Source organism: Paraburkholderia sp. J67 (genome assembly GCF_905220265.1).
In the GTDB taxonomy this organism is placed as follows: Bacteria; Pseudomonadota; Gammaproteobacteria; order Burkholderiales; family Burkholderiaceae; genus Paraburkholderia.
Genome location: NZ_CAJMZK010000001.1, coordinates 453,530 through 467,106, shown reverse-complemented (window position 1 = coordinate 467,106; position 13,577 = coordinate 453,530). Strand labels below are relative to the sequence as shown.

General features: G+C 62.9%; 12 protein-coding genes. 7 read left to right on the top strand and 5 right to left on the bottom strand.

The genetic code is table 11. The annotated features are described in order from the left end of the window. Positions 1 to 52 precede the first annotated feature (52 nt). The 4 genes from U5782_RS01995 to U5782_RS01980 form a co-directional block, all read right to left on the bottom strand. Complete coding sequence (locus tag U5782_RS01995) at positions 53 to 1,438, bottom strand: cytosine permease (RefSeq protein ID WP_322042523.1); 1,386 nt, start codon at positions 1,436 to 1,438, stop codon at positions 53 to 55. A 250-nt stretch (positions 1,439 to 1,688) separates the two neighbouring features. Next, a complete protein-coding gene (locus U5782_RS01990) occupies positions 1,689 to 3,263 on the bottom strand; it encodes a phospholipase D family protein (protein WP_322042187.1) in 1,575 nt (524 codons plus the stop codon). 145 nt (positions 3,264 to 3,408) lie between these two features. Beyond that, a complete protein-coding gene (locus U5782_RS01985; protein WP_322042186.1) occupies positions 3,409 to 3,717 on the bottom strand; it encodes a hypothetical protein in 309 nt (102 codons plus the stop codon). 254 nt (positions 3,718 to 3,971) lie between these two features. Next, entirely contained in the window at positions 3,972 to 4,835 is an 864-nt protein-coding gene (locus U5782_RS01980; protein ID WP_322042522.1) for a LysR substrate-binding domain-containing protein, read from the bottom strand. A gap of 136 nt (positions 4,836 to 4,971) precedes the next feature. On the opposite strand from U5782_RS01980, the gene U5782_RS01975 reads away from it, so the two are divergent. From U5782_RS01975 to U5782_RS01965, 3 genes are all read left to right on the top strand, one after another. Continuing rightward, positions 4,972 to 6,609, top strand: a complete 1,638-nt coding sequence (locus tag U5782_RS01975; RefSeq protein ID WP_322042185.1) for a gamma-glutamyltransferase family protein — start codon at positions 4,972 to 4,974, stop codon at positions 6,607 to 6,609. Positions 6,610 to 6,704: 95 nt separating this feature from the next. Next, positions 6,705 to 8,048: an MFS transporter gene (locus tag U5782_RS01970; RefSeq protein ID WP_322042184.1), complete on the top strand. Its 1,344-nt coding sequence runs from the start codon at positions 6,705 to 6,707 to the stop codon at positions 8,046 to 8,048. Between the two features lie 137 nt (positions 8,049 to 8,185). Further along, entirely contained in the window at positions 8,186 to 8,431 is a 246-nt protein-coding gene (locus tag U5782_RS01965; RefSeq protein ID WP_322042183.1) for a hypothetical protein, read from the top strand. Positions 8,432 to 8,514: 83 nt separating this feature from the next. On the opposite strand, the gene U5782_RS01960 is transcribed toward U5782_RS01965, so the two are convergent. Further along, on the bottom strand, positions 8,515 to 9,495 hold the full coding sequence (locus U5782_RS01960) for a D-2-hydroxyacid dehydrogenase (RefSeq protein ID WP_322042182.1): 981 nt from the start codon (positions 9,493 to 9,495) through the stop codon (positions 8,515 to 8,517). A gap of 296 nt (positions 9,496 to 9,791) precedes the next feature. Here U5782_RS01960 and U5782_RS01955 point away from each other — a divergent pair, with 296 nt between their 5' ends. The 4 genes from U5782_RS01955 to U5782_RS01940 all read left to right on the top strand — a co-directional run bounded on the left by U5782_RS01955 (position 9,792) and on the right by U5782_RS01940 (position 13,566). Further along, positions 9,792 to 10,982: a CoA transferase gene (locus U5782_RS01955; RefSeq protein ID WP_322042181.1), complete on the top strand. Its 1,191-nt coding sequence runs from the start codon at positions 9,792 to 9,794 to the stop codon at positions 10,980 to 10,982. A 14-nt stretch (positions 10,983 to 10,996) separates the two neighbouring features. After that, on the top strand, positions 10,997 to 11,965 hold the full coding sequence (locus U5782_RS01950; RefSeq protein ID WP_322042180.1) for a hydroxymethylglutaryl-CoA lyase: 969 nt from the start codon (positions 10,997 to 10,999) through the stop codon (positions 11,963 to 11,965). Positions 11,966 to 11,976: 11 nt separating this feature from the next. After that, a complete protein-coding gene (locus U5782_RS01945) occupies positions 11,977 to 12,360 on the top strand; it encodes a VOC family protein (protein ID WP_322042179.1) in 384 nt (127 codons plus the stop codon). Positions 12,361 to 12,666: 306 nt separating this feature from the next. Continuing rightward, positions 12,667 to 13,566 carry a LysR family transcriptional regulator gene (locus tag U5782_RS01940; protein ID WP_322042521.1) on the top strand — a complete coding sequence of 300 codons (900 nt, stop codon included), beginning with the start codon at positions 12,667 to 12,669 and terminating at the stop codon, positions 13,564 to 13,566. Positions 13,567 to 13,577: the final 11 nt, after the last annotated feature.

The following is a 13,577-nucleotide window of genomic DNA, read 5'->3' as shown; positions in this document are numbered from 1 at the left end:
GGTGTACGGCAAAGATTGGGAGCGGGGAGGCGCCTCGTGCGGCGCCCGCGCGTCAGTCGCGCTCGACGGGCAGGATCAGCCGGTCGGGAATGGTTTGCGGCGCGCGGCGCATGGTGACGTAATAGATCACGCCGGGGACGATGAGGCCGAGAATCCAGGAGATATCGGTGCCGCCCAGTGCGTCGACGAAGGGACCGGTATAGAAGCTCGTGGAAATGAAGGGCATCTGCACCAGCACGCCAATGACGTAGATCGTAATGGCCTTCACGTTCCAGCGGCCGTAGCGGCCATTCGGGTTGGAGAGCGCGGGCACGTCGTAACGCGATTGCGTGAAGCAGTAGTAATCGACGAGGTTGATCGCGCTCCAGGGCGTGAAAAACGCGAGCAGGAACAGAATGAACGCGGTGAATTCCTTCAGGAAGGAATGGCGCCCGGCGAGCGCCACGAGCGTCGAGAGCCCCACCATGCCGATGATATAGATGAAGCGGTGGCGCGTGGAGATCGCGCGTTTGGCGCTGAACGCGCTCACCACCGTCGCCATCGACATGAAACTGCCGTAGGCGTTGAGCGTGGTGACGGTGAGCTTGCCGAAGGCGATGCTGAAATAGAGCATGGCGGCGACCGCGCCGCTTGCGCCCAGACCGACGATATAGGCCACTTCGTGATGCGCGAATTCATGACCGGCGAGGGCGGCGGCGAACACGCCGAACACCATCGAAGCCTGCGCGCCAAGCACCGAACCCAGTCCTACCGCCAGGAAAGTCTTCGCCGGCGAAGTCGAGCGCGGCAGATAGCGCGAATAGTCCGCGACATAGGGACCGAACGCGATTTGCCACGAGGCGGAAAGCGACATGGACAGCAGGAAACTCGCAATCGAGAAATGCCGGTTGGCGAGCAGCGCGCCGATATCGTGATGCGAGAAGAGCTGCGCGAACATGTAGCAGAACGCCAGCACGCCGATCACGCTCGCGATACGGCCCACGAAGTGAATCGAGCGATAGCCGAGAATTGTCAGTACGACGATCAGTGCGGCGAACAGGCAGATGCCGGTCGTATCGGAAACGGAGAGCAATTGCGCCGTCGCCTGGCCCGCGAGCACGGTGCCGCTCGCTGAAAAGCCGACGTACATCAGGCAGACCAGCACGATAGGAATCGCGGCGCCATAAACGCCAAATTGCACGCGGCTGGAGATCATCTGCGGCAGGCCCAGCTGCGGCCCCTGGGCGCCGTGCAGCGCCATGACGGTCCCGCCGATAAGTTGTCCAATCAACAGGGCGACGAGCGACCAGAAGACATCGCCGCCAAGTACCACGGCGAGCGCGCCGGTGATGATGGCCGTGACCTGAAGATTGGCGGAAAGCCAGAGCGTGAACTGGCTGAACAGGCTGCCGTGGCGTTCCGCATCTGGAATATAGTCGATCGAGCGCGATTCAAGCAGCTTACGGCCTTCCGGCTCAAGCTTGACGAGGGATTCGGGGATGGCCACGAGCTGCTCCGAGAGTATGAGATAGGCATGGCGCCCGCGCAGGCGAGCGCTGAGATGCTCAAATCATCTTGTATAGACAACTTATGCGAAATAGGGGATTACCCGGGCGCGTTGAAACGCGCAGACGCATTGTGCGCCGGGTTTCTCATCGGAAAAAAATGTTTGTTGATGTGCGGGGCCAAATCGCTACTTTGGCCACTCGCTACAACAGCCACTCGATCGGCAGGATGGAAAAGAACCAGACCGCGAGCCGGGTGCTCCAGCGCGAATTCGGCTCGGTGTCGTAACGCGTGACGCCGTCCGGCGTTTGCCGGATCCAGTAGAGCGAACCGTTCGCGTCGAGCTTCACCTCATAGGCTAGTTGAGGCACCTGGGTCCAGAACGCGGTTTCTATTCGGCTCGCGAGCAGCGGGCTTTCAATCACGAGCCCGAGTTCGGTATTGAGGTTGGCGGAGCGCGGGTCGAAATTGAGCGAGCCGACGAAGACGCGCTGGGCGTCCACCGCGAAGGTCTTGGCATGAAGGCTCGAGCCCGAACTGCCGAACACGCCCGGCGCTTGCTCCTTGTACGCGCTCGGACTCGTGCCCGCCGCGCGGCGCAATTCGAACAGTTCCACGCCGCCTTTGAGCAGCGGCTTGCGGCGGCGCGCGTAACCGGCATGGACGGGCAGCACATCCGTGGCTTCGAGCGAGTTGGTGAGCACGCGCACCGTCACGCCGCTCGAGGCCAACTGCGTGAAATATTGCGTACCCACTTCGCCAGGCACGAAGTAAGGCGAGACGAGGTCGAGTTCGCGCTTCGGCTCGCCGAGGATATCGCGCAACTGGCTGAGCACAAGCGACTCAGGCGCGGCCTTTCCTTGCGCCTTGGCCGGATCGTCGCTGACAAGGCGCGTATGCGCCCATTCGAGCGTGAGCGTGCCGTCCAGTAGCTGGCGCACATCGGTCTTTTCCTGGAGCGCCGCGATAAAGGCGGAGGCGGCGGGGTTGGCCTGCACGGCTTGCGCGGCATGGTCGAGCGTATCGAGTTGAACCGGCTGCGCGGCGGGCAAAATCTCATGCGCGGGCCACGCCGAGGCGCTTGACCAGTAACGGTCGAAATCATGAGCGACGTCGGTTGCGGCAGGGCCGATCGCCAGCACGTCGAGGTCGGCGAAAACGACACCATCGGTTGCACCGAAATATTCATCGCCGATATTGCGGCCGCCGAGGATGGTCGCGATACCGTCGGCGGTGAGCGACTTGTTATGCATGCGCCGGTTCAAACGCGAAAAATCGGTCAGGAATCCGATAAATTTCGGGTTGCGCACAGCAAAAGGATTAAAGAGGCGCACCTGGATGTTCGGGTGCGCGTCGAGCGCCGCGAGCGTCGTGTCGAGTGAAGAGGGAATGCCGTTATCGTCGAGCAGGAGTCGCACGCGCACGCCGCGGTCGGCGGCTTCGCGCAGCGCTTCGAGCAGGAGGGTGCCCGTGAGGTCGTTGCGCCAGATGTAGTACTGCACGTCGAGCGTGCGTTGCGCGGTGCGTACGAGATCGACGCGGGCCGCGAAGGCTTCGAGCGGTTTCGTCAGCGGGTCGATGCCGCTCAGACCCGGATGGGCGGCAAGTTCTCCCTCGATCGCTGCGCCCAGCGGCGTGGCGCGTGCCTCGGTGGCGGTGAGGGCGGCCGACTCCATGCGTGGCCCCGGCGTTGGCAGCTGACAAGCCGTGAGCAACAGCGCGCAGAGCACAGGCATTCGATACCGCTTCGCAACCGACAGGAATGGCGATCTTGGCATGGAGCGTCCGGGCGGGGGATGGCGCTAGCTTACGCGAATGCTATCGGTCATTCCACGAGCGTGTGCCAGGCGCCCGGAAAACGCAAAAGCCGCCGGCGCGTGCAAGCGCTTGCGGCTTAAGGTGGTGAGTGCATCGATCGGGATGCTATTCGGCGTTAAGCGACTCCTGGGCGCGGGCGCGCGATTCCTGGGCGGATTGATTGCGTTCGGATTTTGCCTGCTTGACGTCGCTCTTGTACGCCTTCTTCGCTTCGGCGTTCTTTGCGCGTTGCTCGCGATTGGCGTCGCGAATTTCCATGCGCTTCTGGACGATTGGGTCGCTATGCGTAGCGGTTGCCGCAGGCGGTTGTTGGGAGGCGGGCGGCGCGATCTGCTGCGCCATGACCGATCCGGCGATCATCGCACCGATCACGACGAGAACCACAGCGGTGATGCGGGTTTTCGATTTCATCATATTCTCTCCGGTGGTAATACGGATGACTAACTATCGGCATGGGATTGGGTAAATCGTTTGCCGATCGGGAGGCGTTGAAGAAGCATTGGGTAAATGCCTTGATACGCCTCGTTTCGTCAGGTTTTATTTTACTTTCATGAGTCGTCAGGTCAAGCGATCCGGCGCATGAATGCCAGGCTAATGCTTCTATTTGCGGGCTATCGTCGGCGAATAGCGGTGAATATGGACAGAATGTCGCACGTGCGCGAATGGGTTTATTCGCGCAGCATTTGCGCGAGCGTATTAAACAGCACCGTGCGCCGGTTTGATTTCCGGTGAATCATGCCGACCGTGCGCATGAACGGCGGATTACTCAGGGCGATGAGTTTCAGGTTCGCGTCGTCTCGCCAATTACCGTTGTGGAGAACCGGCAATACGCTCACGCCCACATCGTTGCGCACGAGCGAGACAATCGTTTCGATCGAGTTGAGTTCCAGATATTCCTGTGGCTTGATGCCGAGCGTGCGCAAGGCGTCGTCGATGACGCTACCGGTCGGCACGCGGCGATCGAAACGCAGGAAGCTTCGCTCGGCAAGGATGCGTCGTGCGTCGTTACCTTTGGTGGCGCGACTCGTCACGAGCATCAATGGTTCTTCGTAGAGCGGCGTCCACACGAGCGATTCATGCAGTGTGCCATCGGCATTGCCCACGACGACGGCAGCGTCGACCTCGCCGGTTTCGACCATTTCCGCGAGTTCCGCCGAGCGCGCGGAGGTCAGGCGCACTTCCAGTTCCGGGTGCCCCGTCTTGAGGTGCGCCACGGCAAGCGAGAGCGCCCCGATCACGGAGACCACCGCGCCGACGATGACCGAGCCGCGCAACGTGTCGTCGGCGCTGGCCGGCAGTTCGTCGATCAGTTCGAGGATGCGCTCCACCTTCGCGCAGATTTCGAGGCCTTCGCGCGTGAAGGCCACCTGGCGCGCGCGGCGGTCGAACAACTGGCGCCCCAACGCTTCTTCCAGCCCGCGCATTTGCAGGCTGACGGCCGCCTGCGTGAGCGCGGTCTTTTCTGCCGCGAGGGCGAACGAGCCGCTACGCGCAACGGCTTGCAGGGTACGCATCATCCGCAAGGAGAGCATGGAAGAAAAATTTAAGTATCGAAAACAAAATATTAATATTTTTTTGTGCGAGCCTTCAAGATAATCAAAATGTTGACCTGACCGATGCGCCCGCCTGGCATGGCGCCGTGCTCCGACCACTCCACCCGATACCGTCATGACACGCTTCAACTGGCACAACCCCTACCCGACGCCGCGTTTGCCGGTGTTTGCCCGCAACGTTGTTTCGACCTCGCACCCGCTGGCTGCACAAGCGGGCCTGCGCATGCTCTGGAAGGGCGGCAATGCCGTGGATGCCGCGATCGCCGCCGCGGCGGCCATTACCGTGGTCGAACCGGTCTCGTGCGGGCTGGGGGGCGATGCCTTCGCGCTGGTCTGGGACGGTGATCGTCTGCACGGCCTGAACGCGTCGGGCAACGCGCCTGCTGCGTGGAGTCTCGACTACTTCCGCCGCAAATACGGCGAAGAACAGGGTCTCGCGAGGCAGCCAAAACGCGGCTGGGACACGGTCACCGTGCCGGGCGTCATCGCCGGCTGGGAAGCGCTGCACTCGAAGTTCGGCTCGCTGCCGTTCGCGGACCTGATGGCGCCCGCGATCGAGATCGCCGAGCGCGGCTATGCGGTGCCCACGATCGTCGCGCGCAAGTGGCAGGCCGCCGTGCCCGAGTTGCGCGATCAGCCCGGTTTTGCCGAGACCTTCATGCCGCGCGGCCGCGCACCCGAGGTGAGCGAGCACGTCCGTCTGCCGGGCCATGCCGCGACCCTGAGGCGCCTCGCCGAACTCGGGCCGCGCGCTTACTACGAAGGCGAGATCGCGGAACGCATTGCCGCCTTCGCGCGCGAGGGAGGCGGCGCGCTCACGCTGGACGATTTGCGCAACTATCGCGCGCAGTGGGTCGAGCCCATTTCGAAGGCGTATCGCGGCTATCGCGTGCACGAGATTCCGCCGAACGGGCAGGGCATCGCGGCACTGATCGCGCTGGGCATTCTGGAACAGTTCGACGTGGCCTCGCTGCCCTGCGACGGCATCGAATCGCAGCACCTCCAGATCGAGGCGATGAAACTCGCGTTCGCCGACGTTTATCGCTATGTTTCGGATCCGAAATCGATGGACGTGACGCCCGAGCAAATGCTCGACGATGCTTATCTCAAGTCACGCGCGAAGCTGATCGATCCGAAGCGCGCGACGCAGTTCGATTTCGGCATGCCCAGATCAGGTGGCACGATCTATCTCTCCGCAGCGGACGAGCGCGGCATGATGGTGAGCTTCATCCAGTCCAACTACATGGGTTTTGGCTCTGGCGTCGTCGTGCCGGGCACCGGCATCGCGCTGCAAAACCGTGGTTGCGGCTTTTCGATGGACCCGGCATCGCCCAATGTGGTCGAGGGCGGCAAGCGCCCGTTCCATACGATCATTCCCGCTTTCCTCACGCAGCAGGTGGATGGCCGCGACGAAGCGGTGATGAGCTTCGGCGTGATGGGCGGCGACATGCAGCCGCAAGGGCATCTGCAAACCGTCGTGCGCATGCTCGACTACGGCCAGCAACCGCAGGCCGCGTGCGACGCACCGCGCTGGAAGGTCAACCGCGATTTCACGCTCGACATCGAATCGACTTTCGATGCGCAGACGGCCCACGCCCTGGAGGCGCGAGGCCATGAAATCAAGGGTATCGACGATCCGTATATGGACTTCGGCTCCGGCCAGTTCATCTGGAGACTCGATCGCAACGATCCCGAGCGGGGCTATGTCGCGGCAAGCGATACGCGGCGCGACGGCCTGGCCGCGGGGTTCTGAGCGGCAGTTTCCTGATTGACGACCGACTGACTCGAGGCTGGTCGTCGGTCTATCTGGATCGTTAAGTAGAGCAGAGTAAACGGAAGCGAGGCGACATGGAAACTGGGTCACAGACATCCGAAGTGGACATCGCCGAAGCGCCGCTGCCGCTCACGCGCGGCATGGTCCGGCGCATCGTGTTTTCTTCCTCGCTCGGCAACGCGCTCGAGTGGTTCGATTTTCTCGTCTATGGTTATTTCGCGCCGCTGATCGCGAAGCAGTTCTTTCCGGTACACGACGAATGGTTGTCCACCTTGCTTGCGGTCGGCACGTTCGGCATTTCGTTTCTGATGCGACCGCTCGGCGCCATCGTGCTAGGTCTGTACGGCGACAGGAAAGGGCGCAAGGCCGCGCTCACGCTGTCCATCGCGCTCATGATGGCGGGCACGCTGGCGATGGCCGTGATGCCGCCTTATGCGTCGATTGGCCTCGCCGCGCCGCTCCTGATCCTGCTTGCGCGACTCGTGCAGGGTTTCGCGGTGGGCGGGGAGTTCGGCAGCGCGACGGCATTCATGGTCGAGCACAGCAGCGCAAAGCGGGGCTATTACGCGAGCTGGCAGTTCGCGAGCCAGGGCGCGGCGGCGATTCTCGCGGCGACCTTCGGCGGATTGCTGGCGCTCTGGCTGCCGCCCGCTGAACTCGCTGCGTGGGGCTGGCGCGTGCCGTTTTTCTTCGGACTCGTGCTCGGCCCCGTCGGCTATTACATTCGTTCGCATCTGGACGAGACACCTGAATTTCTCGCGACCCGCCGCGAAAAATCACGATCGGAAACGCATGCACCGGCGGATGAGCAAGCGCCGCGTCAATGGCTCAATCTGCTGCTCGCGGTGGGCATCGTCGCGCAATCGACGGTGGGGGTGTACATCCTTCAGCTCTATATGCCGATGTATGCGGTCAAGCAATTGCATATGGCCGCTGCAACCTCGTTTGGCGTGGTCGTCCTCAATGGCGGCTTGCAGTTCGCGCTGTCGCCCGTCATGGGCGCGCTCTCCGATCGCATCGGCCGCGTGCGCATCATGCTCACTACGTCGATCCTGCTCGCGTCGCTAACCTACCCGATGTTTGCGTGGCTCAAGACCCATCCGACCCTTGGGTGGCTGCTCCTGCTGCAAGGCGCGGCGGGGATTTTCAAGGCTGCCTACTCCGGGCCGATGCCGGCGCTCATGTCCGAGATCTTTCCCGTACGCGTGCGCTCCACCGGGCTCTCCATTGCGTACAGTCTTGGCGTGACCTTGTTTGGCGGCTTTGCGCCGACTATCGCTGAACTGTTGATTCACTGGACTGGCGACACGCTTGCGCCAGCGTATTACGTGGCGTTTGCCGCTGTCGTCTCGGGATTGTCGCTGGTCGTGGTGGGCCTGCGCATGCGTCGGCCCGCGCCTGTGCTGACGATAGCGTGAACCGGTTTGTCTGGCGTTCGACACCTGAATTCATTGGCCCCGCCCGCTGAAGGCGATACGCAGCAGTGCTATATTCGCAGATGGCAGTGCGATGCAGCAAAGAATGCTTACGTTTTTGTCAGGAAGCGGGGAGTGATATGGCGATCGAATACCGAGGCTTTCAAATCAATGTCGATACGAAAGCGGACGCGACGGACACGCAATGGCTGTGTCGCGCGGATATCAACGGCGTGGCAGACGAGGTCCGCAATGTGGCGCTGCCTGTCGTCGAGCTGGAGTTTCCCAAGCTCAAGATCGACGTGCTGATGGTGGTCAGCATGGTCGAACACAAGGCGCGCCAGTCTGTGGACGATTGGTACGCTGCGCATCCCACTGCGGCCTGAGTGGCGTGACGGCGATCGTGCCGTCAGGTTGTCCGATGCAAACGAAGGGGCCCGCAAGGGCCCTTTGTCGTTGATACACGCAATCAATCCGGCTTCACGACATGACGCGGCTGCCCTGCATGGAAAGCGGCGATATTGTCGATCAGCTGATCGGCGAGCGCCTGCATCGCTTCGTCGCTGGCCCATGCTACGTGCGGTGTGAGAATAAAGCCCGGATGCCCGAGTATCGCCTGGAAGGGATGTTGTGCGGGCAACGGTTCTTCCGAAACGACATCGAATCCCGCCCCGGAAATCTGCCCCGACTTCAACGCATCGACCAGCGCGGCTTCGTCCACCAGACCGCCGCGCGCGGTGTTGATCAAGAGCGGTCGCCGCGTCATGCGCGAGAACGCCGTGGCGTCGATCAGATGCCGCGTGTCCGGCGTGAGCGGGCAGTGCAGCGAAACGATGTCGCTTTGCGCCAGCAGCGTGTCGAGCGGCACGTAATCGTCGTCGCCACTCGCGCGATTGCCGTGCGCGGCGAACAGCACGCGCAATCCCAACGCGCGTCCGATCGCAGCCGTTGCTTGCCCGAGCGCGCCCGCGCCGACGATGCCCAGCGTCGACCCCTTCAGATCGCGGATCGGAAAATCGAAGAAGCAGAACTGACCCGACGCGAGCCAGCGGCCCTTGCGCACGGCTTCGCGATAGGCCACGAGGCTGCGCCGTAACGCGAAGATCAGCGCGAACGTGTGTTCCGGCACGGTGTTGAGCGCATAGCCGCGGATATGGCTCACGACGATACCGCGCGCCGCGCAGGCATGCAGATCGATATTGTCCGTGCCCGTTGCGGCGACGGCGATCATGCGCAGTCGCGGCGCTTGCGCGAGATCCTGGGCCGTGATGGGCGCCTTGTTGGTGACGACGATTTCTGCGTCGCAAATGCGTTGCGCGATCTCGGCGGGCGAGGAGCGTTCGTACGTTTGCATCTGATGATCGAACGGCAGGGGGCGCAGGCGGATATGCGGGGAAAGCGTCGCGCGGTCGAGAAAGACAACGCGGGGTGGCGCGGACAAGTCGGTCATGGGCGGCTGGGGCAATAACACGCAGTAGCGAGCAGTAACGAGCGGATCGGAAACCAGGAAAACTTTTCGCCGCCATTCAGCAAGCGATGTGGACGACGAGGCATTGTGCGACGCGCCTCTGCCGAATGGTTTGCGCAATTCGCCACATGACTTTCCGATACGGAAAATCACGGCTCGAGCCCGCGAAACAAAGAGCCTTTCCATTTGCTCAACCCCGATTGAGCAACCGTCGATTATCAAAGCGCCCGATGCGGCCCATGATGGCGTCCAGAGTCAAAACCAGCCTGGAGACAATCATGTCACGACCCCTCTCGGGTATTCGCGTTCTGGAGCTTGGGCAACTGATCGCGGGCCCGTTCGCCGGCAAAATGCTCGCCGAATTTGGCGCGAGCGTCATCAAGGTCGAGCCGCCCGGCACGGGCGATCCGTTGCGCAAATGGCGCCTGCTGCACGAAGGCACCTCGGTCTGGTGGGCCGCGCAATCGCGCAACAAGCAGTCGCTCACGCTCGATCTGCGCTCGCCCGAAGGGCAGGACGTGATCCGGCGTCTCGTATCGGAAACAGACGTGCTGATCGAGAATTTCCGTCCCGGCACGCTCGAAGGCTGGGGGCTGGGTTGGGACGTGCTCAGCGAGATCAATCCGGGCCTCGTCATGCTGCGCGTGTCCGGCTACGGTCAGACTGGCCCGTACCGCGACCGGCCCGGTTTTGGCGTCGTGGCGGAAGCGATGGGCGGCCTGCGCCATTTGAGCGGCGAACCGGAACGCACGCCGGTGCGCGTGGGCATTTCGATCGGCGATTCGCTGTCGGCGCTGCACGGCGTGATCGGCGTCTTGCTTGCGCTGCGTCATCGCGAGCAACAGGGCGGTAAGGGGCAGGTCGTGGACGTGGCGCTCTACGAGTCAGTCTTTAACATGATGGAGAGCCTGCTGCCCGAATACTCGGTGTTCGGCGCGGTGCGGCAGCCCGCAGGCAGCAGCCTGCCCGGCATCGCGCCCAGTAATGCGTATCGCTGCCGCGATGGCAAGTACGCGCTGATCGCGGGAAATGGCGACAGCATTTTCCGGCGCTTGATGGAGCTGATCGAGCGTCCCGATCTGGGCGCCGATCCCGCGCTTGCGCAGAACGACGGTCGCGTCGCGCAGGTCGCGCGCATCGACGAAGCGATTGGCGCGTGGTGCGCACACCGGCCGCTCGACGACGTGCTGGCCGCGCTCAACGACGCCCGCATTCCCGCGGGCCGCATTTACGACGTGGCGGATATCGCCGCAGATCCGCACTACCACGCCCGCGAGATGATCGTCGAGGACAACTTGCCCGACGGCACGCCCGTGCAGGTGCCCGGCATCGTGCCGAAGCTGAATGTGACGCCCGGCGTCATCGAACACAGCGCACCCACGCTCGGTGAGCACACGGATGCCGTGCTGGCGTCGATCGGGGTGGACGAAGCGACGCGCACCGCATGGCGCGCGCGCGGCGTGATCTGAACAGGGAGACGATCATGATGAATCCGGCGAATCTGACGAAGCGCCTGTACCTGAACGAAGTCGCCACGCGCGACGGCTTCCAGAACGAAGCGGCGTTCGTCGACACCGACGACAAGATCGCGCTGATCGACGCGCTGAGCGCATGCGGCTACGCGAAAATCGAAGTGACATCGTTCACTTCGCCCAAGGCGATTCCCGCGTTGCGCGATGCCGAAGCGGTGATGCACGGCATCGCGCGCGTGCCCGGCGTCGTCTACACCGTGCTCGTGCCGAATGTACGCGGTGCGGAACGCGCACTCTCGTGCAACGTGGACGAAGTGAATCTGGTGATGTCCGTGAGCGAAAGCCACAATCGCGCGAATCTGCGCATGACGCGCGAGCAGTCGTTCGCACAACTGGGCGATGTGATCGACGCGGTGCAGGGAACGGGCGTCGCGATCAACGTGTCGCTTTCCACGGCGATGGGCTGCCCGATGGAGGGCGATGTGCCCATCGCGGGCGTGCTCGACTGGATGGCGCGTTTCGCCGAGCGCGGCGTGCACGGCATTACGCTCTGCGATACGACCGGCATGGCGTATCCGAATCAGGTGCGCGAGTTGTGCGAGCGCTCGCGGTCGCAATTCGGCGCGCTGGAACTGACGCTGCATTTCCACAATACGCGCGGCATGGCGCTCGCCAACACGCTCGCCGCGCTCGACGCCGGTATCGTGCGCTTCGATGCGTCGCTTGGCGGCCTGGGCGGTTGTCCCTATGCGCCCGGCGCAACCGGAAACGTCTGCACCGAAGAGCTGGTTCACATGCTGGAACTGGACGGCTACGATACCGGCGTGAATCTTGCCGCTGTGCTCGATGCGGCCACGCGCCTTCCCGCGCTGATCGGGCATGATGTGCCGAGTCAAATCCTCAAGGCCGGTCGCCGTACCGACCTTCATCCGCTGCCGGCCAGCGCGCAGGGCATGCCCGAGCAACGTGCGTTCTCATAAGGAGTCCATTCATGGCATTGATCGATCATCTCGACCATCTGGTCCTGACCTGCGTAGACCCGGAGGCGACGAAGCACTTCTACACCGAAGTGTTGCAGATGCAACTGGAGACATTCGGCGCGGGCCGACTAGCGTTTCGTTTCGGCAACCAGAAGATCAATCTGCATGTGCGCGGCGCGGAGTTCGAGCCGAAGGCACACGTGCCGGTGCCCGGTGCGCTCGATCTTTGTTTCATCGCGGCCGTGCCGCTCGATGCCGTCATCGCGCATCTGAACAAGCTCGACTGGCCCATTATCGAAGGGCCGGTCGAGCGCACGGGCGCGACGCAGAAAATCCGCTCCGTGTATGTGCGCGATCCCGATCTCAATCTCATCGAGATTTCGGAACGGATCTGACGCGCAGCCTTGGCGCGTTTCCGATCGGAGAAAAAGTTTTCTCGCTATTGCCGATCACACGTCGATCGCAATGTTCGATCTTTCGTAGCAGGCCGGGGGGCGCCGGCTCGCTGCCGAAAGCATGAGCCCGACGGCCCATGCACGGACGCGCCATGTGCGCGTCCGTCTCAGACCTCGCCCGTTCCCGCCTTCCCCTGAATATTTCCGATCCGAAACCTGCGCCTGTCACGCTACTTTCGCGTGCGCGCCGGATGCCGCACAATGGCCTGTCGCTTCGGCCTCGCTGGCAAACCTTTCCCTCGCATCATGGTCAATCCGCTTCATTTCGATCTACAGTCGCTGCGCGTGTTTCTGCTCGTTGCCGAGCATGGCAGCCTGACCAAGGCCGCCGAACACGGTCAACTCACGCTGTCCGCCGTGAGCAAGCGTATCGCGGAGCTGGAGAGCGTGACGGACTGTGCGCTTTTTATCCGGCGTGCGCGTGGCGTGGAACTGACGCCCGCAGGCATCGCGTTGCTGGAGCATGCATCGCGCGTCGTCGATCAGGTCAACCGCATGGCGAGCGAGATGGGCGACTATGCCGCCGGTGTGCGCGGCCATGTGCGCATGTGGGCCAATACGTCCGCGATCGTGCAGTTTCTGCCCGTCGATCTCGCAGGGTTTCTGAACGGAAATCCCGGTATCAAGGTCAGTCTGGAAGAGCGTCTGAGCCACGAAATCGTTGAAGCGCTGGGCGCGGGCAAGGCCGACATCGGCGTGTTCGCGGACAACGTGCCGGCACCGGGCATCGAGCGGCGGCTCTATCGGCGTGACGAACTCGTGTTGCTGGTGCCGCAGGGGCATCGTTTCGCGCAGCAGGCGAGCATTCGCTTCGCGGATACGCTCGACGAGGACTATGTTGGTCTGAGCGATGGCAGTTCGCTGCTCGCGCGCATGACCGACGCGGCGTTCGCGGCGGAGCGCTCGCTCAAGCTGCGCATCCAGGCGTCGAACTTCGATGGCGTGTGCCGCATGATCGAAGCGGGGCTCGGTATCGGCATTTTGCCGCGCGATTCGGTGAGCGACGAGCGCGGCAAGATCGGTGTTTCCAAAGTGAAACTCTCGGATGCTTGGTCCACGCGCACGCTCTGGGTGGGCATCAAGGCGGGCAGTGCACCGAGCTCCGATATCGTGAGCCTGTTCGACTACATGTCGGCGCGTAGCTGAAAACGCCAAGG